Here is a 24,740-nt window from a genome sequence, read left to right on the forward strand (position 1 = left end):
CGAGGGCGTGCCGGTCGCAGCGGGCATAGAGAAGCCGAAGTCAGGACCGTCCAGGGCCGGACGATGCTTCAGCCCGCAGCGACCGGCGCGCCCTCGCCGCTGCCGCTTCAAGGTGGGTGTGTCACGGTGGATCAACTGAAATGACGGCTTCCCTCGGTATCGCCCTTCGTGGCGATCTGCTTGATTTCGTCGCGCAACCGGACTTGGCAGATGTCGCCAGCGCGGCGGTGCGTTTTCGTCCCGACCAATGGCTGCTGATTGACGCCGACGGCCGCATCGCCGGCGCCCAGACCGAAGACCCGCCCGCGGGCTGGACCCGCATCGACCACCGCGGGCGGCTGATACTGCCCGGCTTCATCGACACCCATGTGCACAGCCCGCAGCTGGACGTGATCGCCTCCTATGGCACCGAGCTGCTGGACTGGCTCAATACCTACACCTTCCCGGCCGAGCGCCGCTATGCCGACCCCGCGGTGGCCGAGCAGGGCGCGGCAATGTTTCTCGATGCGCTGCTGTCCCACGGTACGACCTCGGCCATGGTGTTCGCAACCGTCCACAAGGTCTCGGCCGAGGCCTTGTTCGCCGCCGCCGAGCAGCGCGGCATGCGCCTGATCACCGGCAAGGTGCTGATGGATCGCCACGCCCCCGACGGCCTGCGCGACGATGTGGTGCAGGCCGAGGCCGATTGCAAGGCCTTGATCGCCCGCTGGCATGGCCGCGGCCGACTGGCTTATGCGGTAACGGTGCGCTTTGCGCCGACCAGCACGCCGGAGCAGCTGGCCATGGCCGGCGCCCTGTGCCGGGCCGATGCGAGCCTCTATATGCAGACCCATGTCGCCGAGAACCGCGACGAGGTGGCCTGGGTGGCGGAGCTCTTTCCCGATGCGCGCAGCTATTTGGATGTCTATGCCCGAGAGGGCCTGCTGCACCCGCGCGCGGTGCTGGCCCATGGTATCTGGCTGGACGATGCCGACCGCGCTGCCCTGCGCGAGGCCGGCGCGCAGATCGCCTTCTGCCCCTCGTCCAATCTGTTCCTGGGCAGCGGCCTGTTTGACTGGGCGGCGCAGCGGGCGGCCCGCGTGCCGGTGTCGATTGCCACCGATGTGGGCGGCGGCACGAGTTTGTGCCAATTGCGCAGCCTGGCCGATGCGTACAAGGTGCAGGCTCTGGCCCAGCGCCGGATGACGGCCTGGGACGGCCTGCATGCGGTGACCCGCGGCGCTGCTCAGGCGCTGCAGCTGGGCGACGAGATCGGCCATCTGGGCGTGGGCGCTGTGGCCGATGTCTGCGTCTGGGACTGGGCCCATGGCCCGGTGGCCACGCAAAGGCAGTCGGTGGCGCGGGAATTGCATGAGAAGGTGTTTGCCTGGATGACCTTGTCGGATGAGCGGAGCTTGGTGAGTGCCTATGTGGCGGGGGAGCAGCGGTATGCGCGATCATGATGGCTTGGCGGGGCCCCGGATTCCATCCGGGCTACCCGGCTCCTGTAGCCCGGATGAAGCGCAGCGCAATCCGGGGGCCCCGCGGCTTGAGCTGCAGGGCATCAGCAAGCAGTACCCGGCGGTCAAGGCCAATGACCAGGTCAGCCTGATCGTGCGTGCCGGCGAGATCCATGCCGTGCTGGGCGAGAACGGCGCCGGCAAGTCCACCCTGATGAAGATCATCTACGGCGCCGTCAAGCCCGATGCCGGACGCATATTGTGGAACGGTGAGCCGGTGCAGGTGGCCAGCCCGGCACAGGCACGGGTCCTGGGCATCAGCATGGTCTATCAGCACTTCTCGCTGTTCGATACCTTGACCGCCGCGCAGAACGTCTGGCTGGGGCTGGACAAGTCGTTCACGTTGGCCCAGGTCACGGCGCGCATTATCGAGGTGGCGGCCGAGTATGGGCTGGAGGTTGATCCGCTGCGGCCGGTGCACACGTTGTCGGTCGGTGAGCGCCAGCGCGTCGAGATCGTGCGCGCGCTGCTGACGAATCCGCAGCTGCTGATACTTGACGAGCCGACTTCAGTCCTGACCCCGCAGGCGGTCGATAAGCTGTTCGTCACCTTGCGCGTGCTGGCCGACAAGGGCTGCTCCATCCTCTACATCAGCCACAAGCTGGACGAGATCCGCGCGCTGTGCCAGCGCTGCACGGTGCTGCGCGCCGGCCAGGTGACCGGCGAGGTCGATCCGCGGCAGGAGAGCAATGCCAGCCTGTCTCGGCTGATGATTGGGGCCGAGCCGCCGCAGCTGCAGCATGTGCAGGCCCATGCCGGTGCCGTGGCGCTGGAGGTCAAGGCGCTGAGCCTGGTCAAGCAGTCGCCGTTCGGCACCACGCTCAGCGGCATCTCGCTGCTACTGCGGGCTGGCGAGATCCTCGGCCTGGCCGGGGTCTCGGGCAATGGCCAGCAGGAGTTGATGGCGGTGCTCAGCGGCGAAGACCCTCGCGCACCGACGGGCAGCGTGCGGCTGTTCGGTCAGGACGTGGCCCGCGCCAGCCCCCGCTCGCGACGCAGGCGCGGCCTGCATTTCGTGCCCGAGGAGCGGCTGGGCCGCGGCGCGGTGCCGACGCTGTCGCTGGCGCAGAACACGCTGCTGACCCGCACCGAGGCGGTCAACCGCTGGGGCTGGATAGACACCGGACGCGTCGAGCGCCTGGCGCAGGACTTGATCGCCCGCTTCAAGGTGCGGGCCGGTGGTGCTGGCGCGGCGGCCAAGAGCCTGTCGGGCGGCAATCTGCAGAAGTTCATTGTCGGCCGCGAGATCGAGGCAGGCCCGAAACTGTTGATCATTTCGCAGCCGACCTGGGGCGTTGACGTGGGCGCGGCGGCGCAGATACGTGCCGAGCTGCTGAAGCTGCGCGACGGCGGCTGCGCCATCCTGGTCGTCAGCGAGGAGCTGGACGAGCTGTTCGAGCTCAGCGACCGGCTGGTGGTGATGGCACAGGGCCGGGTCTCGCCATCGCTGCCGATTGCGGAAGCGACGATAGAGAAGATTGGTGAATGGATGAGCGGTTTGTGGAATCAGTCGGGGGAGCGCGAACATGCTGAAGCTTGAAGTCAGGCCGCAGCCCTCGAAGTTGATGGCCGTGGCCTCGCCGCTGCTGGCGCTGGCCCTGACCGTGCTGCTGGGCATAGGCCTGTTCCTGCTGCTGGGCAAGGACCCGCTGCGCGGCCTGCAGATGTTCTTCTGGGAGCCGATCAAGTCGGCCTATGCCTGGTCGGAGCTTGGCGTCAAGGCCACGCCGCTGGTGCTGATCGCGCTGGGGCTGGCGGTGTGCTTTCGCTCCAATGTCTGGAACATCGGCGCCGAGGGCCAGTTCGTCGTCGGCGCCTGCTGCGCCGGCTGGGTGGCGATGCAGGCCGATGCCGAATCGAGCCGGCTGATCGTGGTCTGGATACTGCTGGCGGGTGCACTGGGCGGCATGGCCTGGGCAGGCATCACCGCGCTGCTGCGAGACCGCTTCAATGCCAACGAGATACTGGTCAGCCTGATGCTGGTCTATGTGGCCGAGATGCTGCTGGGCTATCTGGTCTACGGCCCCTGGAAAGACCCCAAGGGTTACAACTTCCCGCAGACCATCACCTTTCTGGCGGTGACCAAGATCCCGCGCCTGTTCGATGGCTGGCGGGTCAATATCGGTGTGCTGATTGCGCTGGCCTCCGTGCTGCTGTTCTGGGTGCTGTTGTTCCGCACGTACATGGGCTTTCAGCTGCAGGTTGGCGGGCTGGCGCCTGCCGCAGCGCGTTATGCCGGCTTCTCGTCGCGGCGCGCGCTGTGGACGGCGTTGTTGCTGTCCGGCGGCATGGCGGGTCTGGCCGGCGGGCTGGAGGCCGCCGGTCCGCTGGGCCAGCTGACGCCCTATGTGCCGGCCGGCTATGGCTTTGCGGCCATCATCGTGGCCTTTGTCGGGCGGCTGCATCCGGTGGGCATCGTGTTCTCGGCCATTCTGATGAGCATGTTCTATATCGGTGGTGAACTGGCGCAGTCGCGCCTGGGCCTGCCCAAATCGCTGACCGGGGTGTTCCAGGGCCTGCTGCTGTTCACCCTGCTTGCCTGCGACACCTTGATCCACTACCGGCTGCGCTGGGCCACCAGGCCCGCCGCCGTCACTGCAACCGGAGCCACCTGATGGAAGGCATTGCTTTGCTGCTGGCCGCCACCTTGAACGCGGGCACGGTGCTGGCGATCGCCGGCCTGGGCCTGTTGATCAACGAGCGCGCCGGCATCGTCAACCTGGGCGCCGAGGGCCTGATGCTGGTGGCGGCCATCGCCGGCTTTGCCACCGCCGTGCACACCGGCAATGACTGGCTGGCCTTTGCGGCAGGGGCCGGGGCGGGCGCGCTGATGGCCATGGTCTTCGGCCTGCTGGTGATCTGGCTCAACACCAACCAGTACGCGGCCGGCCTGGCGCTGAGCCTGTTCGGCACCGGATTCTCTGCCTTTGTCGGCATCCGCTATGCGCAGGAGAAGTTGACCGAGCGGGCGCGCTTCGAAATTCCGTTCCTGTCGGACATTCCCTTCCTCGGTTCGGCCCTGTTCAAGCAGCATCCGATGGTGTACTTCGCCATTGCGCTGGCCGCCGGCCTGGCCTGGTTCCTCTACCGCTCGCGCGCCGGCCTGGTGTTGAGGGCGGTCGGTGAGTCGCCCGAATCGGCCCATGCGCTGGGCTATCCGGTGCGTCGCATCCGGCTTGCCGCGGTGATGGTCGGTGGCGCGTTGTGCGGCGTGGCCGGCGCCTATGTGTCTGTGATCTACACCTCGCTGTGGGTAGAGGGCATGATCGCCGGCAAGGGCTGGATCGCGCTGGCCCTGACCACCTTCGCCACTTGGCGCCCGGCCCGAGTGCTCTTGGGCGCCTATCTGTTCGGCGGGGTGACGATGCTGCAGTTCCATCTGCAGGGCCAGGGCGTCGAGGTCGCCAGCCAGCTGCTGAGCATGCTGCCCTACGTTTCGACCATCGTCGTGCTGGTGCTGATCTCGCGCAATGCCGGTTTCATCCGCGTCAATATGCCGGCCTCGCTGGGTAAGCCGTTTTTCCCGGGGTCCTGATCAAGGGCGTCGGCACGAATCCTGCTCATAATCCTTTTTTCTCCCATCCACTTTCGGAGCCTCCATGACATCCCCATCCAAGCGCCATCTGCTGAAGCTCGCCGGCTGGTCCACCCTGGCCGTCACCGCCGCCCTGGTCGGCTGCGGCAAGAAAGAAGAGGCGGCCGCACCGGCAGCCCCCGCACCGGCCTCGGCCGCCGCGCCCAAGCCCGAGCCGCTGAAGATCGCCTTTGCCTATGTGGGCCCGGTGGGCGATGGCGGCTGGACCTTTGCGCACGACAACGCACGCAAGGCGGTCGAGAAAGAATTCGGCGACAAGGTCGTGACCAGCTTCGTCGAAAAGGTGCCCGAGGCGGCCGATGCCGAGCGCGTGTTCCGCGACATGGTGGGCCAGGGCAACAAGCTGATCTTCGGCACCACCTTCGGCTATATGGAACCGATGCTGAAGACGGCACCCGATGCCAAGGATGTGAAGTTCGAGCATGCCACCGGCTACAAGCAGGCCGACAATCTGCGCACCTATGACTCGCGCACCTACGAGGGTGCCTATATGGCCGGCGTGATCGCCGGCAAGATGACCAAGACCAATGTGCTCGGCGTGGTCGGTTCCATCCCCATCCCCGAGGTGATCCGCAACATCAATGCCTTCACCCTGGGTGCGCAAAGCACCAACCCCAAGATCAAGACCAAGGTGGTCTGGGTCAACGAGTGGTTCAACCCGCCCAAGGAAACCGAGGCCGCGCAAAGCCTGATCAATGGCGGCGCCGACGTGCTGATGCAGAACACCGACTCCTCGGCAGTCTTGCAGACCGCCGAGAAGAACGGCAAGTACGCCTTCGGCTGGGACAGCGACATGACGGCCTACGGTCCCAAGGCCCATCTGGCCTCGGCGGTGATCAACTGGGGCCCGTACTACATCAAGGCCGTGGGCGAGGCGCTTGAGGGCAAGTGGACCGGCAACCAGCACAGCTGGTGGGGTGTCAAGGAAGGTGCGATCGACATCGTTTCCGTCGCCGAATTCGTACCGGCCGATGTCAAGGAATCGGTCGAGAAGGTCAAGGCCGGCCTTAAAGACGGCAGCTTCCAGATCTGGAAGGGCCCCATCATCGGCTCCGACGGCAAGGAACAGTTGAAGAAGGATGAGGTCGCCGACGACAAGTTCTTGAGCGGCATCGGCTTCTACGTCAAGGGCGTGGAAGGCAAGGTTCCGAGCAGCAAGTAAGCCGGGCCAGATGGGCCGCCCGACCGGGGTCGGGCGGCCTTTTGTTTTTCAGTGAGAATGGCCATGAGTAGCATCAATTTCGACCATATTGACCGCGCCCAACTGCCGGCGCTGCTGCGTGCCGCGCCCAAAGCCGAGCTGCATATGCATATCGAGGGCTCGCTGGAGCCCGAGCTGATCTTCGAGCTCGCCCGGCGCAATGGCGTGGCCCTGCCCTATGCGGATGTCGAGGCGCTGCGTGCGGCCTATGCCTTCACCGATCTGCAAAGCTTTCTGGACATCTACTACGCCGGCGCCAGCGTGCTGATCACGGAAGCCGACTTTCACGACATGGCCTGGGCCTATCTGCAGCGTGCGGCGGCCGACCATATCGTCAACGCCGAGATCTTCTTTGACCCGCAGACGCACACGGCACGCGGCATCGCCATGGGCACGGTAATCACCGGCCTGCATAGCGCCGCGAAGCGGGCCGAGAAGGAGCTGGGCCTGCGCGCAGTGCTGATCCTGTGCTTCCTGCGCCACCTCAGCGAAGACGAGGCGCTGGCGACGCTGGACGCGGCCCTGCCTTACCGCGAGCTGTTTGTCGGCGTGGGCCTGGACAGCAGCGAGCGCGGCCATCCGCCGGAGAATTTCGCCCGGGTGTTTGCCAAGGCCGCCCAGCAGGGCCTGCACCTCGTCGCCCATGCGGGGGAGGAGGGGCCGCCCGAGTACATCTGGAGTGCGCTCGATGTGCTCAAGGTCGAGCGCATCGACCATGGCGTGCGCTGCACCGAAGACCCCGCGCTGGTGCAGCGCCTGGTCGAGCTGCAGATGCCGCTGACCGTCTGCCCCTTTTCCAACGTCAAGCTCTGCGTGTTCGACAGCCTGCCCCGGCACAACCTCGCCACCTTGCTGGACCTGGGGCTCAAGGCCACCGTCAACTCCGACGATCCGGCCTATTTCGGCGGCTATCTGAACCAGAACCTGGTCGAAACCTTCGAGGCGCTGCCGGCTCTGGGGGCGCGCCATGCCTACCAACTGTTGCGCAACAGCCTGGAGGCGAGCTTTGCCACCGCCGAGCAGAAGGCGCCGTGGCTGGCCGATCTGGACCGCCTATTCCTGACCGCGTCGGTGCGCTGAGGCACATAGCCCCCCCGAATGCAGGGGGCCAAATGGCGTATTGCCGGCCCTGAAATGGCAAAAACAACCTAGTTCTAGGGGTATGGCTCCTCAAGCCTGTCGGTCATCATCAAAACGTTGGTCCTGTCCACCACCGGAGGTTTTTGATGATGCTCAAGCTCCTTTCCACGGCTGCCGCTGCTGCCTTCAGCCTGGTGCTGGCAGGGGTGGCCCAGGCGGTGCCGCTCAACACGACCTTCGTGGCCGAGCCGTATCTCGTCACCATGCTGCCCGGCACGACCTCGGCGCTGCGACCCGAGCTGGCCGGCACGGTGCTGGAGGATGACGTCCAGTCCTTCTCCTATGGCTCGGTGTCCGGCACGGTGCAGAGCCGGGTGGTGCGCGAGGATGTGGCCGGCACGCTGGACTTCTACTGGCGCATCGAGGTGGACCCCAATTCCCTGGGCACGGTGCCCGAGTTCATGGTCCGGGACTTCGGCTACAGCCATCTGACCGACGCGGACTTCCGCATCGACGGCCTCGGGTCGTCCTTCCCCTACGCCGCCCTGGTGTTCAATCCCGCCGCAGCACCGACCGGTGTGATCGACTTCATCATGGGTCCACCGGTGCAAGCCGGTTCCGGGTCGCTGTTCGTGTTCCTGCGCACCTCGGCCACCGACTATGCGAAGACCGCCGTCTATGTGGTCGGCAATCCCTTCACTGCCGATCAGGCCGCGTTCAATCTGACCTTTGCTCCAGTGCCCGAGCCGGCCTCCTGGCTGATGCTGGGTCTGGGTCTGGCAGCGCTGGGTTGTACTTCGCAGAGCCGTTCCCGGCAGCGTCAGCGTCTGGATGACTTGACTCGCGCCCCCCAGCGAGTCTAGCCAGCCCGTGCTTGGCGCGAGCTTTCGCGCCGAAGGCCGTTCAGCTTGTATCCGAACCACCTTTGGAACGAAACATGAGGGGAACCACCGTGACCGACGCTGCCGCCTACACCAACAGTGCCGAGGGCCGAGACGCGCCCACAGCCACGCCAATTCCCGTGCTCGCGGGCGCCGATCCGAGCCTGGCTCACCGCCTGTTCGAGATTGCTTTTTCGGCCGTCGTACTGGTGCTGACCGCGCCCGTGATGCTGCTGATTGCGCTGGTCATCCGCCTGGACGGACCGGGCCCGGTGCTGTTCTTCCAGCAACGGCTGGGCAAGAACGGCAAGCCCTTCACCTTCGTCAAGTTCCGTACCCTGCATGCCGATGCCCGGCAGCGCTTTCCCGAGCTTTACGCCTACCAGTACAGCCATGAGGAACTGGCCGATCTGAAGTTCAAGATCGACAACGACCCGCGCGTCACCCGCTGCGGGGTCTGGCTGCGCAAGTCAAGCCTCGATGAGCTGCCCAATTTCTGGAATGTGCTGACCGGCGACATGGCCCTGGTCGGCCCGCGGCCCGAGATTCCGGAGATGCTGCGCTACTACCACGGCGAGATGCTGATGAAGTTCAGCGTGCGACCCGGCGTCACCGGGCCGGCTCAGATCTCTGGCAGGGGGCGGCTGAAGTTCACCGACACGGTGGCCTACGACCTGGAGTATGTGCGGCAGCACTCGTTTCGCTACGACCTGAAGGTGCTGGTGAAGACCTTGCAGAAGGTGTTGATGCACGACGGAGCCTTCTGACATGAGCGCCACCCTCAACCATCGCAGCAGCCTGGCCGGCAAGCGCGTGCTCGTCACCGGCGCCAGCGGCTTCATCGGCAGCCATCTGGTCCACAGGCTGAATGAGCTGGACGCGCAGACCAGCGGCCTGGCGCGCAGCCCGGGTCGACTGCGCCAGCATCTCAGCGACGCCCAGAGCTTTGTGGCCTGCGATCTGCGCGATCCGGAGCAGACGCGCGAAACCGTGCTCAATCTGCGACCACAGATCGTCATTCACCTCGCCGCCCATCCCGATGGACGCGAGGACGGGCCGCAGACCGCGGCCGTGCTGGCCACCAATGTGACGGCGCTCAGCCATCTGCTGGAGGCCCTGCGCGAGTTGCCCGCCGTGTCCCTGGTCTACAGCGATTCGGTCAAGGTCTACGGCAATGGTGACGTGCCCTATCGCAGCGAGCAGCCGCTGCAGCCCTTGTCCACCTACGCCGTGTCCAAGCTCGCGGGCTGGGGTCTGGTCGATGTCTATCGCCGGGTGCATGGCCTGCAGGCCGTTTGTCTGCGTCCCACCCTGGTCTATGGCCCCGGTCAGGGCTTCAATCTGTTCACCTTCCTGCTCAATGCGATAGCGGCCGGTGCGCCCGAGATCGGGCTGGATGGCGGCTCGCAAACCCGTGACCCGCTCTATATCGATGACACGGTCGATGCCTTCATCGCGGCCGCCGAGCACTGCCAGTCGCTCAGTGGCAGCGTGCTGCCGCTCGGTGGCGGCCGCGAGATCACCGTGCAGGCGCTGGCCGAGCTGGCCGTGGGCCTGATGGGCGGGCAGCAGCGGGTGGTGTGCCGGCCGACCTGCGTGCGGCCCACCGAGACCTTCCGCAGCTGGTGCGACAACGCCGAGATCTCCCAGGCACTGGGCTGGACACCGCGCACCTCGCTGGAAGACGGCATCGCGCGCACGGCGGAGTTCCTCAACGCGGCGCGCGTCGCACCCAGGCAGGCCGAAGAGGTATGACGATGTCGCTGGCAGACCGGTTGCTGCAGAAGATTCCGCAATACACGCGCAACGCGAGGCATCTGCGCTCGGTGGTGCAGCATGGCACGCCGGGCAAATGGGCCAATCTGGCGCGCGTCGAGTACGAGCGCATGCGCAAGCGCATACAGGTGGCCAGCCACCCCTATCTGCTGATCATCGATCCCTGCAATTTCTGCAATCTGCGCTGCCCGCTGTGCCCCACCGGGCTGAACGATCTGGGACGCGAGCAGTCGATGCTGTCGTTCGAGCACTTCAAACACTACTTCGATCCGCACGCACCCTATCTGTTCGAGGCCTATCTGCACAACTGGGGCGAGTCGCTGATCAACAAGGACGTGTTCCGCATGATCGACTATGCCCAGTCGCGCAATGTGGGCACGAACCTGAGCTCGAACATGGTCATCCCGACCTCGGATGACCTCGACCAGCTGATCGACAGCGGGCTGGAGTATCTGGTCGTGTCGCTGGACGGCGCCACGCCCGAGACCTATTCGAAGTACCGCATTCGCGGCGACTTTGACCGCGTGCTGGCGAACATGACCGAGCTGATACGTCGGCGCAATGCGCGGGGCAAGAAGACGCCGGTGGTCGAGTGGCAGTACATCGTCATGAAGCCCAACGAGCATGAGGTGGCCCAGGCCGAGGCGATGGCCAAGAAGATAGGCGTGGACCTGATCCGCTTCATCCCGGTGGGCATGCCCTTCGAGTTCCGCAACCGCCAGGAGGTGGCCGACGTCTGGTACCCGGAGAGCGTCAAGGGCCGCAAGGACAGCGACGGCACCGAGCAGCAGTTCGGCCAGGCCGGCAAGCCGGGGCCCTGCTTCTACCTCTACCGCTCGATGGTGGTCAACCCGGACGGCGGCATCTCGCCCTGCTGCGTGGTCTATCGCAAGAACCGCGATTTCGGCCAGCTCGATCCCGAGCAAGGCATAGATCTGCCGCGGCTGTGGAACAGCGAGAAGTACCAGTCGGCCCGCTCGCTGTTCTCGCCCGAGGTGCTGCAGGGCCGCAAGCCCACCGTCTGCGATACCTGCGACATCTTTGCCTACCACCCTTCCAAGGCCAGGCCGCGACGACGACCCGAGGGCGAGCCCATCCAGCTGCACCGCAGCAAGTCCTGAGGGATGGGTGGAAGCAGAATAAAAATGTTGGGAGAAACCTGATGAGCGAGCACCCCACCAAACCCCGGTTCGGCGATGCGGCCGTGCGCCTGGGCTATGTCAGCGCCGACGCCCTCAACGTCGCCTTGAGCGAGCAGGAGCGGCAGCGCCAGAACGCCGGCTCGGCCGGCCAGATCGGTGCGCTGCTGATGGAAAAGGGCCTGCTCACCCGCGAGCAGATCACAGCCGTGCTGCGCCATGTCAGCGGCAGTGATCTGCCGCTGTCCGAAGATGGCATTCGTCTCGCGGCGCGGCTGAAGGTGCTGCACCCGGCGGCCAGCAATGTGATCGGCATCACCGGCACCCTGGCCGACGACGCGGCACAGGCCGCCGTCGAGCTGGCCGTGGCGCTGGCGGTGATGGAGCAGGGCCAGGTCTTGCTGATCGACGCCAATCTGCGCAACCCGTCCCTGCATCTGGCCCTGGGCACCGAGGCAGCGCCGGGCTGGATGGAGCGCATCCGCCTGGACGAGGCGGCCGGCCCCGCGCAGGCCACGGCAATTGCCGCGCTGAGCCTTATGCCGGCCGGGCAGGTCGAGGGCGATTTTGTCGCGCTGAGCATGTCGCCCGAGGCCGGCGAGCGCCTGCAGGCCTGCCGTCAGCGCTACCGCTATGTGCTGGTCAATCTGGGCCAGGTCCTGCATCATCCGGAGGCGGCCGTGGTGGCGTCCCGCTGCGACGGCGTGGTCACCGTGCTGCGGGCCGGCCATTCGCAGAAGAGCGAGCTGCGCGATCTGCAGCGCCTGCTGCAGGGGCTCAAGGTGGGCCTGTCGGGCATCGTGCTGGCCAGTGCCGCGGGCCGGGCGGAGCGGAGGAGGGCTTGATGGACATGAAGGCCGGCCCCGAGGTGGCGCGCAAGCTGCGGGTCATGCATGTGATTCACACCATGGCCTACGGCGGCGTCGAGACCGCCGTGCTGAACTGGCTGCGTTCGCTGGACCGCTCGCAGTTCGAGGTGCACCTGGTCTGCTTCGCCAATCCGGGCGAGACCGAGAAGCCCTTTGTCGAGGCCGCCGAACGCCTCGGCTTCAAGGTCGGGAAGATCCCCTGGAACCGGCGCAAGCCGGTGTGGCGCGCGGCGCGACTGCTCGCGCAGATGGTGCGCGACAAGCAGGTCGACATCGTCCACGCCCATAACTGCTATGCCGATCTGGTCACCGTGGTGGCCGCGCGGATGGCGCCGGTCAAGACCATCACCACGGCCTACGTCTGGTTCGACTTCGACTGGAAGCGCAATCTGCTGCAGTGGATAGACGCGCAGGCGATGCGCTGGTTCGACCGCGTCACCGCGCACTGCGAGAACACCCGGGACGAGACGCTCAAGCGCGGCTTCAGGGCCGAGGACATCAGCACCCTGATCTGCGGCTTCGAGACCCATCGCCTGGAGCTCGAGCCGCAGCGCCGCCGCCAGCTGCGGGCCGACCAGGGGGCGGGCGACGAGGACACGGTGCTGATCAATGTGGCCCGCTTCTATCCCGAGAAGGCCCATGTGTTCCTGCTCGAGAGCTTTGCGCTGCTGCTGGAGCAGCGGCCCGACACCTGGCTGTGGCTGGCCGGCGTGGGGCCGCTGGAAGACGAGATACGCGAGGCCGTCGAGCGGCTGCGCATCGCCCATAGGGTGCGCCTGCTGGGCTTTGTGGTGAACCTGCCCGAGCTGCTGGCCCTGGCCGACATCCAGGTCCATCCGGCCCATATCGAGGGCGTGCCACTGGCCATCTGCGAGGGCATGGCCGCGGGCCTGCCCATCGTCGCCTCGCAGGTTGGCGGCCTGCCCGAAATCCTGGACCATGGCCGCAACGGCGTGCTGGTGCCGGGCCTGCAGCAGGCCCAGTTTGCCGCGGCCGTGCAGGCGCTGATGGACGAGCCGCAGCGCGCGCGCGACTATGGCGCACGGGCCCGGCATTTCATCGAGAACGACTATTCGCTGCAGACCGCCGTGCGTCGCGTCGAGGCCACCTACCGGGAGCTGGCGGCATGCTGAACATCGGCCTGTTCCTGGTGATGACCGGTCGCCAGGCGGGCGGGCCGGAGACCTATGAGCGCTGCCTGGTCGAGGGCCTGGCGCGGCTGGACCCGGACAACCACTACCGCACCTTCTGCCTGGACGACGGCGCACCGGCGCTGCTGCCGCCGCCGGGTGAGCGCCTGCAGCACCAGGTGCTGGCGCCGAAGCTGCGGCTGATCAGCACGGCCGTGTCCTTGCCGCTGGCCCTGCTGCGCCACCGCATCGACCTGCTGCATGCGCCGTTCACGCCGCCGCCCTATTCGCCCAAGCCCTATGTCTTCACCCACCACTGCTTCAGCACCTTCAACCACCCGGAGTTCTATGCGCCGGGCATATTGCTGCGCCTGAATGCCCTGCTGATCAAGGGCCTGAGGTCGGCGACGCGAACGATCTGCGTGTCCGAGTGCACGCGCGAGCTGACGGCCGAGCGCTTCAAGCTCGACCGCAGCCGCATGCATGTGGTCTACAACGGCGTGGGGGCGCAGTATCAGCCGCAGGACGCGGCCCTGGCGCGCCGGCTGGTGGCCGAGCGCTACGGCCTGCATGAGCCCTTTCTGTTGTATCTGGGCAAGATCGAGTCGCGCAAGAACATCGTGCGCCTGCTGCAGGCCTTCGATCAGTTCCGCCGCGAGGCCCGCGAGCCGGTCAAGCTGGTGCTGGCCGGGCGCCGCTCGCCGATGACCCAGGGCATTGACGAGACGCTGGACGAACTGGGCCTGCGCGAGCACGTGGTCGAGATGGGCTATGTGCCCGATGCCGATCTGCCGCTGCTCTACGGCGCGGCGCAGATGTTTCTGTTTCCCTCGCTGTGGGAGGGCTTCGGCATTCCGGTGATCGAGGCGATGGCCTGCGGCACGCCGGTGATCACCTCCAACCTGTCCTCGCTGCCCGAGGTCTCGGGCGACGCCGCGCTGCTGGTCGATCCCTACCGTGTCGAGGACATTGCCGCCGCGATGCTGAAGTTGTGGCAGGACCAGGCGCTGCACGCCGAACTGCGCGAGCGCGGCCTGCGCAATGCCAGGCGCTTCAGCTGGGACAAGACGGCGCTGGAAACCCTGGCCGTCTACCGCCAGGCGGCCCTGGCCTGAACGGACTAGGCGATGCGCAAGCCCCGTTTACTCAAAGGTCCAGCGCGCAATCCAGACATTGCGCTGCCCCCGCGCCTTGTTTTGCGCGCCGGCATCGGCGATCAGCAGCTTGGTGATGCGCTCGGGCATCAGTACGCCATCACGCTTCTTGGCCGGGTCGGCCTTGAGCTGGCTCAGGTCCAGACTGAAGTCGCTCCAGGCGCTGCGTGGCTCGATCTGGGCGAAGAAGGTCTGGCCGTCGGCCAGCTCCACCTGGACGAACAGCGGGCCCGGGCGGTCGCTGCGCAGGCGCAGGCTCATGCGTTTGGTGGTGGTGTTCAGCCGCGTGCCAAGGTCGCGCGTGGCCCAGGCCCATTCCGTGCCCTTGTAGTCGAAGGTCCAGCGCATGCCGGCGTCGGGCTCCAGGCTGGCCTTGCCGCCGGGGCCGGTCAGGAACAGCTGCTTGGCCGAGCTGAAGCCGACCTCGGTGGCCGTGATGGCGGTCGGCGCCAGGGCGCTGCTGACCGTGCTGGTCTTGGCCGCCAGCGGTTCGATGCGGCCGGCCAGCGCGTTCTGCCATTCGGCCCAGCCGGGCTTGGCCTTGATGTCGCCGCTCCACAGGCCGATATTGCGCCACAGCAGATTGACCTCGTTGTCCGGCGTGCCGCTCATGCGCTCGTAGAGCAGGTCGTAGTCCACCGACAGGAACCAGACCACGAACAGGTAGTTGTCGCGCTCGGCCAGCTGGGCCAGTTCGCGCACATAGCTGGCCTGCAGCACCGGGTCGCCCTTGATCTTCAGGCTGTAGCTGGGCAGCTCGGCATTCATGCTGGAGTAGCCGGTCTCGCACAGGGCGATCGGCTTGTTGGTATAGCGCTGCACCCAGTCCAGCGGCGCGCGCCAGGCCTGCTCGCGCTCACCGAGCGGTGGGTCGCCGAACTTCTCGCCGAAGGGCGACATATGGGGGTAGAAGCTCAGGCCCAGGTAGTCGCTGCTTTGCACCAGCGGCTTGGCCAAATCACCGACGCCGGGCTTCATCAGCGACTGCAGGCCAAACGAGACACCGATCTGCAGCCGCGGGTTGTCGCGCTTCAGTGCCTGCGACACATGGCGGTACAGGGCCTCGAATTGCGGCCAGCGCTTGGGGTCGCGGGCGGCCAGCTCGCCGGCCTCTATGCCCAGGTTCAGGTAGCTGGGTCGGAATTGCTTGACCGCACGGCGGGCGTATTCGAGATAGGCGGCCTTGACCTTGTCGTCGTCCAGACGTGCCAGCTTCAGGCTCCAGGGCAGGGCGCTGCTGGTGCCGGCCTCGCCCTTGGTCGGTGCCAGGCTCTTGCGGTCCTTGGCCAGCGGCGCCAGCGCCAGATAGACCGGACGGCCGGTCGGAATGACGCGGGTCCAGTCGTCCCATTCGCGCTGCACCCGCTTCGGGTTCGGTTTGCCGTCGAGCAACTCGTCCCAGGGAATGCCGTCGTCCAGATGCAGAGCGTGGACATTGGCGTTGTTGCGCACGATGTCCAGCGTGCGGGTCACCGCCTCGTCGGTCGAATCGTAGGGAAAGGGCGTGAAGCCATACAGGGGCCGGGCGCCAACCGGAACTGTCGTCAGCGCGACCAACGCGCAGGCAAGAACCGCAAATCGCTGCAATTGCTTCATGGCATGCGGGAGCCCGAGGGCCTTGTACTGCAAAGAGACGAACACTGTAACGCCGCTGTGGCATGCGTGGCAAAGACCTTTACACCATGAAAAAGTCTTTGCAGCAAACGGCCTGTGTAGCCCTGCCCAAGGGCCTGGGCGGCGTGCTGACGGTGGTGCTGAACAGCATTCTGCTGACGCATATGGCGCCCGCCGACTTCGGGGCCTACGCGATCTGTCTGACCCTGGTGGCCCTGGCCGATGGCGTGCTGGGCTCTGCCATAGACATGAGCGTGATCAAGCTCGCCTCGGTGCACCGCCTCAGCGATCTGCCACGGGCCGCGGCCGTCGAGCGCTGGGGGGTGGCCGTCAAGCTGGCCGCCAGCGGGGCCTTGATCAGCGTGGCGCTGCTGCTGGCCCAGCAGCTGTCCGGAGCGCTGTTCAAGCGGCCGGAGCCACAGCTGCTGATGCTGGCTCTGGCGGTGGCGGCCGGCGTGCTGCTGCTGCGCTCGGCCTTTCTGAGCCTGCAGCTGCAGCAGCGCTTCGGCGCATATGCCGGGCTGGAGTTGCTGGCCCAGGCGCTGCGCGTGGGCGGCATCGCCGCGGTGCTGCTGTGGTTCCAGCCATCGGCCCAGGCGCTGATGACCGTGGCCGCCTTGTGCACCTTGACCGCGTTGCTAGGGGCCGTTTGGCTGGTGCGGCCGCGCTGGCCCAGGCAAGACCTGCTACCGCGCCGCGAAGGCCGCGAGCTGGGGCAGGCGGTGCGCTGGATGTTCCTGACCTTTGCCTTCTCGGCCCTGCTGTCGCGCGCCGACCTTCTGCTGCTGACGCAGTTCTCCAGCCTGGAGCAGGTCGGCCTGTTCGCCGCCGCCCAGGTGTTCGCACAGATTCCCGAGCTGCTGGGTACCTATCTGGCCGTGGTCGTCAGCCCCAAGGTGGCGCCGGCCAGCCATGCCGGCACCCTGCGCAGGCTGATGTCTCGTGTTCAAGGCGGCCTGCTGGCGCTGGCCCTGCTGCTGCTGCTGGCAGTGCCGGTGCTCCTGCACTTCGGCGCCGCTTGGCTGCCCCGTGGCTATGCCGGCTCGGCCGAGGTGCTGATGCTGCTGCTGGCCGGCTCGCTGGCCGCGATGTGCGCGTTTCCGGTCGCCATCCCCTATCTGATGTTCGTCAAGCCCGATTTCATCTTCAAGCTCGATCTTTACACCCTGCCGCTGCTGCTGGCGGCTTACTATTTCGCCATACCCGCAGCCGGTGCCGTCGGTGCCGCCTGGGTGTCGGGCGGCGCACGCCTGCTCAAGCTGGGCTTGATGCAGGCCTGCGCCTGGAACTGGGCGAGACAAGGTCTGCCCGCTGGGGCCGCAACACAATGAGCAACGCCGATCACGACGTCGATCAAGTCATGCAGCTGGGCTCGGCCTTCGTGGCCGATCTGGTGCGGGCGCTGGACTATCACCGCTGGCTGATCGTCGCCACCACACTTGGCGCCGTGCTGACGACCTATGGCGCGATGCAGTTCGTCAGCGAGGAGTACGAGTCCACCGCCCGGCTGCTGGTCAAGCTGGGCCGCGAGAACGTCGAGGTGCCGGTGTCGGTGGAGAAGGGCGGGCTGATCTCGAACGGCGTGCGCAAGGAGGACATCAACTCCGAGATCCAGATGCTCAGTGCGCGCTCGCAGCTGGAGGCCGCCGTCGATGCGCTGGGCCCCGCGGCCTTCAAGATGGCGCCGCCACCGCCGCAGACCCTGTTCCAGAAAGTGAAGTACGAGCTGCGGCGCGCGGTGCGCTGGACCAAGGCCCAGTTCAAGGAGCTGAGCATCCTGCTGAACCTGCGCCCGCGGCTGAGCGAGCGCGAGGAGGCGGTGACCCTGGTGCAGAAGGCGCTGCGGGTCGAGCGCGAGAAGGACTCCGACGTGATCTCCATCGCCGCCCGTCTGCCCTCGGCCGATCTGGCGATGCAGGTGGTGGACATGGTGGTCAAGCTCTACCTGGAGAAGCGGGTCGAGGTGCGCCGCGAGCGCGGCATGAGCAGCTTCTTCGACGAGCAGCTGCAGACCCTGCGCGAGCAGCTCAGGCTGCTGGACGCCAGCCGCCTGCAGCTGCGCGAGGGCCAGCAGATTTCGACCATTGGCGAGGAGCGTTCGCTGCTGCTCGGCCGCCTGCAGCTGCTGAGCAAGGAGGCGCAGAGCGACGAGGGCGAGATGAAGCTGCTGCGCCTGCCCGCGGGCGCGGTGCCCGCCACCGATGCGGCGGTGCTGGCACGCCTCAGCTCGCAACCCAACCACGAGCAGCTGCGCGCCAAGCTCACCGAGCTGCGCATACGCCGCACCGAGCTGCTGCAGCGCTTCAGGGATGATGCCGAGGCGGTGCAGCGGGTGGACCGCGAGGTGGCCCAGATCGAGGCCACCCTGCGCCAGTCCATCGAGGCGCAGCAGACCGAGCGCCGCACGGTGGCCGCCGGCATAGAGACGCGGCTGCGCGCGCTGAACCGTGCCGAGTCGGAGCTCGAGCGCATCGAGCGCGATCGCGCGGTGGCCCTGCAGACCTTCCAGACCTATGCCAAGCGCAGCGAGGAGGCCCGCGTGTCTGAGGCGCTGGACCTGCGGCGTGTGTCCAATATCGCCGTGCTCAACCAGGCCGAGCGGCCTATCGAGGCGGTGTCACCGCGCAAGCTGCTGATGGTCGGCCTGGCCCTGCCGCTGGGCCTGCTGGTGGGGCTGGCGCTGGCCCTGTTCCTCGAGTATCTGAACCAGACGATTCGCGATGAGCGGGATCTCGGCGCGGCCGACAAGGCGCTGTTCCTGGGCCGCCTGCGCACCAAGGTGAGGCGGACATGAAGGCCTGGCTGCGCCGCCTGACACTGCTGCTGACCGGCCTGCTGCTGGTTGGCTCGCTGCAGGCCCAGGTGCGCAGCTGGCGCCCGCTGGGCCCAGACTATGGCACGGTGCTGAGCTTTGCCCACCAGCCCAACTACGAGCAGGTGGTGCTGGCCGGCACCTATTTCGGCGGCCTGTACCGCAGCATCGACTGGGGCTTTTCGTGGAAGGCCGTCAATGTGCCGTTCTCGGCCCGCTCGGTATTCGCGCTGGCCTTCGACCCCTCGGGCATAGGCCGGGTCTATGCGGGCGTCTATCAGGATGGCGTCTGGCGCTCGGACGACAGTGGGCAGAACTGGACACGCATCGTTGCCGGCCTGACCGATCTCGATGTGCAGGCGCTGGCGGTCGATCCGGCGCAGACGCATCGGGTGCTGGCCGCCACCGCCCAGGCCGGCGTGTTCCTGAGCCAGGATGGCGGTGCGCAATGGGCGCCGATCGCGGCGCTGGCCGGCGTGCGCAGCCGTGCCATCGCCTTCGATGCGCGCCAGCCTTCCAATGTCTATCTGGGCACGGTGGGGCAGGGCGTCTATCGTTCGCTGGACGGGGGCTTGAGCTGGGCGCCGCTGGGTCTGAACCTGGGCACGGTCACCGGCCTGAGCTTCGATGCCGCCGGCAACCTCTATGCGGCCACCGAGGGGGGCGTGTTCCAGCTCAAGGCCGGTGCGAGCAGCTGGACCGACCTCAGCTTCAACCTGCCCAAGCTGCCGGTGGCCCATGTGCTGGCCCATCCCAGCGTGCCCAACTTCCTGTTCGTGGCCACCGTCTACGGCGTCTATGCACTGGCCAACTGGGACACCACGCCGACCTGGTTCCAGTGGACCACCGGTGACAGCCGCCTGGTCGGCAGCGACAGCCGCGGCCTGATCCTGCATGTGGCACGTCAGCATGGCTCCATGCTGATGACCACCGACTTCGGTGCCCACTGGATACGCGGCGATGTGGGCATACAGAACGCTTTTGTCGGTGCGCTGGCCACGATCAACGGCCCTCAGGGCTGGCGCTTGCTGGGCGGCACCGATCTGGGCCTGTATGCGCTCGATGGCGGCAAGCCCTGGAAGTCGGTGCTGGCGCGCACCGAGGCGGTCTTCGACCTGCAGGTGCGAGGCAGCACCGCCTATGCTGGCGCCGAGACCAGCGGTGTGTGGAAGAGCAGCGACGCGGGCGACAGCTGGACCCTGTCCAGCAACGGCATCGTGCCGACGCGTATCAATGCCTTCTCGCGCACGATCGAAAGCACGCCCACCCAGCTGGTGGCCAGCGCCTCGGGCCTGTACCGCAGCTCCGACAACGGCAACCAGTGGCTGCCGGTCAGCCTGCCCCAGGTGCAGACGGTGCTCAGCGTCGCCGCCGATCCGGTGCGCGGCCCCATCGTCTATATCGGCAGCGGCGCGGGTCAGGTCTTGCGCAGCATCGATGGTGGCCAGAGTTTTGGGGCTGCGGGCGCCGGCCTGCCCAACGAGGGCATCACCCGGCTGGCCCATGCGCCCTGGGGCCGCGTCTATGCCATCACGGCCAGCGGCGGGCTGTACGCCACGTCCGATGACGGCGTCAACTGGTACCCCAGCAAGACCGGCTGCGACGCCGCCGCCGTGGATCTGGTGTCCGATCCGCAGCGCAACTGGGTGCTGTATCTGGCGACTGCCGGTGGCGGCCTGTGCAAGAGCGAGTCGGCCGGCCTGCAATGGGCGCCAGCCAACACGGGCCTGGACAACCCCTATGTCACCGCCCTGTGGATAGACCCGGCCCAGCCGGCGCGGCTGATTGCCGGCAGCGTCGGCAAGGTCTATCTGAGCAGCAATGGCGGTGCGAACTGGACCACGGCCGGCACCGGCCTGCCCGCGGCGCCGGTCACCGCCCTGGCCGGCAGCGGCATGAGCTTCTATGCGCTGCTCGACGGCCAGGGTCTGTACCGCAGCGGCAATGGCGGCGCCAGCTGGACGCCGATGGCCGCGCCGGTGGCCGGCAATGCGCTGGCCCTGGCCCAGCTGCCCGGTGGCCGCCTGCTGCTGGGCACACCGTATCTGGGCGTGCAGGCCTCGGACGACGCGGGTGCCAGCTGGCAGGCCGCCAACACCGGCATGAGCCTGTTCGTGCGCAGCCTGGCGCTGGACCCTGCCGACGCCAGCACGTTGTACGCCGGCTCGCTCAGCGGCGGTGTGTTCCGCAGCCGCGACGCTGCTGGCAGCTGGAGCAGCGTCGGCCTGTCGGACGGCAATGTTTTCAAGGTTTTGGCGCCCGCGGCGAATCGTGTGCTGGTCGGCACCTCGGCCGGCATCGCCGTCAGCAATGATGGTGGTGACAGCTGGGCGCAGCTGGGCCAGCGGGCTTCCTATGCGCTGTCCATCGCCGCCGATCCGGATGATGGGCGGCGCATGGTGCTGGGCAGCTTCGGGGGCCAGGTCTGGACCAGCGACACCAGCGCCAGCCGCTGGCGGCCGGTCGGTCAGGGCCTGCCGCCGGCCGATGTGCTGGCGCTGACCCGTTGCGCCGATGACAGCCTCTATGCCGCGCCGAACCGCAGCGGCGTCTACAGGAGCTCGCTGGGCGATCCGGGCGCCTGGCAGAGTGCGGGCGGATCGGGCCTGGGCACGGCCCAGGTGCTGAGCCTCAGCTGCGATCCGCGCTCGGGCCTGCTTTATGCGGCCACCAATGGCGACGGGGTGTTCCTGAGCATGGACCAGGGCGCCCACTGGGCGGCGATCAACCAAGGTCTGGTGGGTGGCATCGTCGGCGCGGTGCTGGCCAGCCCCGACCAGCCCTGGCAGGTCTGGGCTGCGGTGCGCGATGGCACCGTCCATCGTTCCGACGATGGCGGCCTGCACTGGACGGCGGCTGGCCAGGGCTTGCCGGGCGGCGGTGTCAGCCTGCTCGCGGCGGGAGGCGATGGCACCCTATATGCCAGCGCCGCCAACACGGTCTATCGCCGGCTCGCCTCGGGCAGCTGGACCCTGGCCGCCACGGGCCTGCCGGCCGGTACGGTGACGGCGCTGTGGGCTCACCCGAAGGACGCGGGCCGGGTGCAGGCGGCGGTGGCCGGCGCCGGCCTGTTCCTCAGCACCGACAGCGGCGCACATTGGAGCGCCGCAGCCTCCGACGCCAATATGGCCGAGGTCCGCGTGCTGGGTGGCGGCGCGCAGCGCGTGCTCGCTGGTACCCTGGGCACGGGCCTGGCCTGGAGTGATGACGGTGGGGCGCACTTCGGCACGGTGCAGATCGCCGCCGAGATACCCAAGGTGGTGACCGGCATCGCTATCGACAGCGGCGACGCCAGCCAGATCTATCTGGCCACCGGGGGTCAGGGCGTGCTGCGCAGCCTGGACGGCGGTGCCCATTGGCGCGGTGGCGCCAGCGGCCTGGGCAGCAGCTTCCTGCTGTGCCTGGCGGCCCATCCGCAGCGGCCGGGCGAGTTGTATGCCGGCACGACCGAGGGCGTGTTCCGGTCCACCGACGGGGCGCAGAGCTGGAGCCCCGTCAACGAGGGTCTGAACAACCGCAACATCACCTCGCTGGTGTTCGACAGCGTTGTGTCCGGCCTGCTCTATGCCGGCACCGAGGGTGGGGGCATCTACCTCTATGACACCCGCTGAAACCACGCATCGCAGCGGCAGCTGGCGCAGCCTGCAGGCCGTGCTGGCCGGCAGCCTGTTCAGCGGCGCGACGCTGACCCTGGGCAGCAGCGCGGTCGGCTCGCCCTTGCTGCTGCTGGGCGTGCCCCTGGTGCTGGGCGCCGGGGTGCTGCTGATGCTGTGGCCGGCCGTGGCCTTCATGCTGACCGCCTTCATCATCCCGATCGAGCGCCTGGGCCGGCTCACCGCCGACGACGCGATGTACACGATCTCGCTGATGCGCATCGTCGGCACCTTGGCGCTGGGCAGCTTCCTGCTGCACGCGCTGATACGGCGGCGCGCGATAGCCTTCGGCAGTGCCTTCTGGCTGTATGCCGCCTATTTCTGCCTGGCTCTGCTGGGCGTGTTCCACAGCAGCCACCAGCTGGGCACGGTGCGGGCCTGCGGCGCCATACTCGGGAATCTGCTGTTCTTCTGGTTGGTCATCAATATCGGCCAGGCACCGCGCCTGGCCAAGACGGCGGTGGCGCTGTGGCTGACCTCGACCGTGATCGTTGGCGTGTTCACCATCATCACCTGGCACTTCGGCAAAGGGGTGTCCGAGGCAGATCTGGGCGAGACGGCCAGCCGCTTCTCGACTGTGATGGTGGATACCTCGGAGTGGGAGGCGCTGGACAGCACCGCCCGCGCCGCCGGCCCGACCTCGCATGCGGCCGTCTATGCGATGAACCTGATATTGACGCTGCCGTTCTTCCTGTACTTCCTGAAGCACCAGCGCGGCGCCCGCTGGCGGGTGCTGATCGGTGGCGGCCTGCTGGTGACGCTTTACAACGTGTTCCTGACCAACACGCGGGCCGCCATCCTGCTGGCCGTGGCCGTGCTCTTGTTGTGCGGTGCGCGCGGCCTGTATCGCTTCAGTGCCGGCGGCGTGGTGGCGGCCTGTCTGGCCGTGGCGGCGATGCTGCCGCTGGCGCCCGAGGCGGTGTGGCACCGCGTGCTCGACACCTCCAACTACAGCCTGGAGCGCTCGGCCACGCTGCGCATACGTTTCGAGTACTGGGCCGCCGGCCTGCAGGTGGCGCAAGACCATTGGCTGGCCGGCATCGGCGTGGGCAACCAGCAGGTGATCCCGCTCTACATCAAGGGCGACGCGCCCGAGGAAACGACGGTCCACAACGAGTACATCATGACGGCGATGGAGGTCGGCCTGCTCGGCTGGGGCGTCTTCTTCGGCTTTGTCGTGCTGATGTATGCCGCCGCCCGCCGCGCCGCGCAGCTGGTGCCGGGCCGCTGGCCGCCAAGCCTGCTGCATGCCGACTTCTTTGTCGCCGCCCAGGTGGCGATGCTGGCCACCGCGGTCTATGGCCTGCAGGTCGATGTCTTTCACTTTCCGCTCAAGGGCTGGTGGCTGATCGCCGGCATCAGCTGGGCGCTGTACCGCGTATTGCTCGAAGAGAAGCCCATCCACAACAGCGAAAGGAGTGCGTAATGACGCAGCAAGCCGCCGAAGGCCGGGTCGATGTGTCCGTGGTCCTGGTCGGGCTCAATGCCTGCCACTACATCGTCGAATGCATCGTCTCGTTGAAGGCCGCGCAGTGGCCGGACTGCAGCTACGAGATCATCTACGTCGACAACGGCTCCAAGGACGACTCGGTGGCCCGCGTCACGGCCGAGCACCCAGATGTGCGCCTGATCGCCAACGCCAGCAACACCGGCTATTGCCCGGCGGCCAACCAGGGCTCGCGCATCGCCAGGGGCGACTATCTGTATTTCCTGAACGACGACACCATCGTGCTCGACGATGCGATCGCCCGCACCCTGCGCACCCTGCGCGCCGAGCCGCGCGGCGGCGTGGTCGGCAGCCGGCTGCTCAACCTCGACCGCACCGATCAATGGTCGGGCCGGCGCTTCCCCTCGGTCTGGAGCGCCTTCCTCGGGCGGCGCTCCTGGCTGACCCGCTGGCTGCCCAATGCCTCGCCGGTGGTGGACTATCTGTGCAAGCAGGAGGTGGCGCGGGGCGTGCCTTTCGAGGCCGATTGGGTGTCGGCCGCGGCCATGCTGGTCAGCCAGCGCGACTTCTGGGCCATAGGCGGCTTTGCCGAGGACTATTACTACTGGCACGAGGCGGTGTTCTGCGACCGCATGCATGCTGCCGGCCATGCGGTGCTGCTGGACCCGCAGTCGCTGATCGTCCACTACGAGGGCAAGGGCAGCGGCAAGCGCACCTACCCGGTGCTGCGCTGGCACATCCTGAACTTCCACCGCGGCGCCTTCCGCTGCTTCTGCGAGCACTACGGCCTGTCCAGGCTGCACCCGCTGCGCTGGCTGGTGGGGGCGGGTCTTGCCACCCGCGCCGGCCTGCTGCTGGCCGGCAACTACTTCACCGCACCGAGGGCCTGA

General features: G+C 67.3%; 19 protein-coding genes. 18 read left to right on the top strand and 1 reads right to left on the bottom strand.

What is annotated here, in order from left to right:
* Positions 1–140: 140 nt before the first annotated feature.
* From guaD to DES47_RS13780, 13 genes are all read left to right on the top strand, one after another.
* A complete protein-coding gene (guaD, locus tag DES47_RS13720) occupies positions 141–1,442 on the top strand; it encodes a guanine deaminase (protein ID WP_133701270.1) in 1,302 nt (433 codons plus the stop codon).
* The gene (locus tag DES47_RS13725) at positions 1,429–3,039 is read left to right on the top strand and encodes an ABC transporter ATP-binding protein (RefSeq protein WP_133701271.1); all 1,611 of its coding nucleotides are present in this window, start codon (positions 1,429–1,431) and stop codon (positions 3,037–3,039) included. Before guaD ends, DES47_RS13725 begins: the two co-directional genes overlap by 14 nt.
* A complete protein-coding gene (locus DES47_RS13730) occupies positions 3,026–4,114 on the top strand; it encodes an ABC transporter permease (protein ID WP_133701272.1) in 1,089 nt (362 codons plus the stop codon). The genes DES47_RS13725 and DES47_RS13730 overlap by 14 nt, the downstream gene beginning before the upstream one ends.
* Positions 4,114–5,034 carry an ABC transporter permease gene (locus DES47_RS13735; RefSeq protein WP_133701273.1) on the top strand — a complete coding sequence of 307 codons (921 nt, stop codon included), beginning with the start codon at positions 4,114–4,116 and terminating at the stop codon, positions 5,032–5,034. Before DES47_RS13730 ends, DES47_RS13735 begins: the two co-directional genes overlap by 1 nt.
* Before the next feature lie 64 nt (positions 5,035–5,098).
* Positions 5,099–6,256 (top strand): BMP family ABC transporter substrate-binding protein, encoded by a 1,158-nt coding sequence (locus DES47_RS13740; protein WP_133701274.1) that lies wholly within the window; start codon positions 5,099–5,101, stop codon positions 6,254–6,256.
* A gap of 63 nt (positions 6,257–6,319) precedes the next feature.
* Positions 6,320–7,375, top strand: coding sequence for an adenosine deaminase (locus tag DES47_RS13745; RefSeq protein WP_208114994.1), 1,056 nt, complete (start codon positions 6,320–6,322; stop codon positions 7,373–7,375).
* A 146-nt stretch (positions 7,376–7,521) separates the two neighbouring features.
* On the top strand, positions 7,522–8,238 hold the full coding sequence (locus DES47_RS13750) for a PEP-CTERM sorting domain-containing protein (RefSeq protein WP_133701276.1): 717 nt from the start codon (positions 7,522–7,524) through the stop codon (positions 8,236–8,238).
* A gap of 74 nt (positions 8,239–8,312) precedes the next feature.
* Complete coding sequence (locus DES47_RS13755; RefSeq protein ID WP_133701277.1) at positions 8,313–9,023, top strand: sugar transferase; 711 nt, start codon at positions 8,313–8,315, stop codon at positions 9,021–9,023.
* 1 nt (position 9,024) lies between these two features.
* Positions 9,025–10,011, top strand: coding sequence for an NAD-dependent epimerase/dehydratase family protein (locus DES47_RS13760; RefSeq protein ID WP_133701278.1), 987 nt, complete (start codon positions 9,025–9,027; stop codon positions 10,009–10,011).
* 2 nt (positions 10,012–10,013) lie between these two features.
* The gene (locus DES47_RS13765) at positions 10,014–11,153 is read left to right on the top strand and encodes a radical SAM protein (RefSeq protein ID WP_166651987.1); all 1,140 of its coding nucleotides are present in this window, start codon (positions 10,014–10,016) and stop codon (positions 11,151–11,153) included.
* A gap of 41 nt (positions 11,154–11,194) precedes the next feature.
* On the top strand, positions 11,195–12,016 hold the full coding sequence (locus DES47_RS13770) for a P-loop NTPase family protein (protein ID WP_133701280.1): 822 nt from the start codon (positions 11,195–11,197) through the stop codon (positions 12,014–12,016).
* A complete protein-coding gene (locus DES47_RS13775; RefSeq protein WP_133701281.1) occupies positions 12,016–13,173 on the top strand; it encodes a glycosyltransferase in 1,158 nt (385 codons plus the stop codon). The genes DES47_RS13770 and DES47_RS13775 overlap by 1 nt, the downstream gene beginning before the upstream one ends.
* Positions 13,167–14,285, top strand: coding sequence for a glycosyltransferase family 4 protein (locus DES47_RS13780; protein WP_133701282.1), 1,119 nt, complete (start codon positions 13,167–13,169; stop codon positions 14,283–14,285). The genes DES47_RS13775 and DES47_RS13780 overlap by 7 nt, the downstream gene beginning before the upstream one ends.
* A gap of 27 nt (positions 14,286–14,312) precedes the next feature.
* On the opposite strand, the gene DES47_RS13785 is transcribed toward DES47_RS13780, so the two are convergent.
* Positions 14,313–15,920: a hypothetical protein gene (locus tag DES47_RS13785; RefSeq protein ID WP_133701283.1), complete on the bottom strand. Its 1,608-nt coding sequence runs from the start codon at positions 15,918–15,920 to the stop codon at positions 14,313–14,315.
* 86 nt (positions 15,921–16,006) lie between these two features.
* Here DES47_RS13785 and DES47_RS13790 point away from each other — a divergent pair, with 86 nt between their 5' ends.
* From DES47_RS13790 to DES47_RS13810, 5 genes are read left to right on the top strand one after another with little or no spacing between them, the layout of a single operon-like run.
* Positions 16,007–17,269 carry a lipopolysaccharide biosynthesis protein gene (locus DES47_RS13790; protein WP_166651988.1) on the top strand — a complete coding sequence of 421 codons (1,263 nt, stop codon included), beginning with the start codon at positions 16,007–16,009 and terminating at the stop codon, positions 17,267–17,269.
* Positions 17,266–18,732: a GumC family protein gene (locus DES47_RS13795; protein ID WP_133701285.1), complete on the top strand. Its 1,467-nt coding sequence runs from the start codon at positions 17,266–17,268 to the stop codon at positions 18,730–18,732. Before DES47_RS13790 ends, DES47_RS13795 begins: the two co-directional genes overlap by 4 nt.
* The gene (locus tag DES47_RS13800; protein ID WP_133701286.1) at positions 18,729–22,361 is read left to right on the top strand and encodes a VPS10 domain-containing protein; all 3,633 of its coding nucleotides are present in this window, start codon (positions 18,729–18,731) and stop codon (positions 22,359–22,361) included. The genes DES47_RS13795 and DES47_RS13800 overlap by 4 nt, the downstream gene beginning before the upstream one ends.
* Positions 22,348–23,829, top strand: a complete 1,482-nt coding sequence (locus tag DES47_RS13805) for an O-antigen ligase family protein (RefSeq protein WP_166651989.1) — start codon at positions 22,348–22,350, stop codon at positions 23,827–23,829. The genes DES47_RS13800 and DES47_RS13805 overlap by 14 nt, the downstream gene beginning before the upstream one ends.
* Positions 23,829–24,740 carry a glycosyltransferase family 2 protein gene (locus DES47_RS13810; protein WP_133701288.1) on the top strand — a complete coding sequence of 304 codons (912 nt, stop codon included), beginning with the start codon at positions 23,829–23,831 and terminating at the stop codon, positions 24,738–24,740. Before DES47_RS13805 ends, DES47_RS13810 begins: the two co-directional genes overlap by 1 nt.

Source organism: Roseateles toxinivorans, assembly GCF_004362525.1.
GTDB classification, from domain to species: Bacteria; Pseudomonadota; Gammaproteobacteria; order Burkholderiales; family Burkholderiaceae_C; genus Paucibacter; species Paucibacter toxinivorans.

Excerpts from the sequence above, each read along its gene's own strand:
- DES47_RS13770 (WP_133701280.1), top strand. The coding sequence starts at position 11,195 with ATGAGCGAGCACCCCACCAAACCCCGGTTCGGCGATGCGGCCGTGCGC.
- DES47_RS13755 (WP_133701277.1), top strand. The coding sequence starts at position 8,313 with ATGAGGGGAACCACCGTGACCGACGCTGCCGCCTACACCAACAGTGCC.
- DES47_RS13745 (WP_208114994.1), top strand. The coding sequence starts at position 6,320 with ATGAGTAGCATCAATTTCGACCATATTGACCGCGCCCAACTGCCGGCG.
- DES47_RS13750 (WP_133701276.1), top strand. The coding sequence starts at position 7,522 with ATGATGCTCAAGCTCCTTTCCACGGCTGCCGCTGCTGCCTTCAGCCTG.
- DES47_RS13740 (WP_133701274.1), top strand. The coding sequence starts at position 5,099 with ATGACATCCCCATCCAAGCGCCATCTGCTGAAGCTCGCCGGCTGGTCC.
- DES47_RS13810 (WP_133701288.1), top strand. The coding sequence starts at position 23,829 with ATGACGCAGCAAGCCGCCGAAGGCCGGGTCGATGTGTCCGTGGTCCTG.
- DES47_RS13805 (WP_166651989.1), top strand. The coding sequence starts at position 22,348 with ATGACACCCGCTGAAACCACGCATCGCAGCGGCAGCTGGCGCAGCCTG.
- DES47_RS13795 (WP_133701285.1), top strand. The coding sequence starts at position 17,266 with ATGAGCAACGCCGATCACGACGTCGATCAAGTCATGCAGCTGGGCTCG.
- DES47_RS13800 (WP_133701286.1), top strand. The coding sequence starts at position 18,729 with ATGAAGGCCTGGCTGCGCCGCCTGACACTGCTGCTGACCGGCCTGCTG.
- DES47_RS13785 (WP_133701283.1), bottom strand. The coding sequence starts at position 15,920 with ATGAAGCAATTGCAGCGATTTGCGGTTCTTGCCTGCGCGTTGGTCGCG.
- DES47_RS13775 (WP_133701281.1), top strand. The coding sequence starts at position 12,016 with ATGGACATGAAGGCCGGCCCCGAGGTGGCGCGCAAGCTGCGGGTCATG.
- DES47_RS13780 (WP_133701282.1), top strand. The coding sequence starts at position 13,167 with ATGCTGAACATCGGCCTGTTCCTGGTGATGACCGGTCGCCAGGCGGGC.
- guaD (WP_133701270.1), top strand. The coding sequence starts at position 141 with ATGACGGCTTCCCTCGGTATCGCCCTTCGTGGCGATCTGCTTGATTTC.
- DES47_RS13725 (WP_133701271.1), top strand. The coding sequence starts at position 1,429 with ATGCGCGATCATGATGGCTTGGCGGGGCCCCGGATTCCATCCGGGCTA.
- DES47_RS13760 (WP_133701278.1), top strand. The coding sequence starts at position 9,025 with ATGAGCGCCACCCTCAACCATCGCAGCAGCCTGGCCGGCAAGCGCGTG.
- DES47_RS13730 (WP_133701272.1), top strand. The coding sequence starts at position 3,026 with ATGCTGAAGCTTGAAGTCAGGCCGCAGCCCTCGAAGTTGATGGCCGTG.
- DES47_RS13735 (WP_133701273.1), top strand. The coding sequence starts at position 4,114 with ATGGAAGGCATTGCTTTGCTGCTGGCCGCCACCTTGAACGCGGGCACG.
- DES47_RS13790 (WP_166651988.1), top strand. The coding sequence starts at position 16,007 with ATGAAAAAGTCTTTGCAGCAAACGGCCTGTGTAGCCCTGCCCAAGGGC.
- DES47_RS13765 (WP_166651987.1), top strand. The coding sequence starts at position 10,014 with ATGTCGCTGGCAGACCGGTTGCTGCAGAAGATTCCGCAATACACGCGC.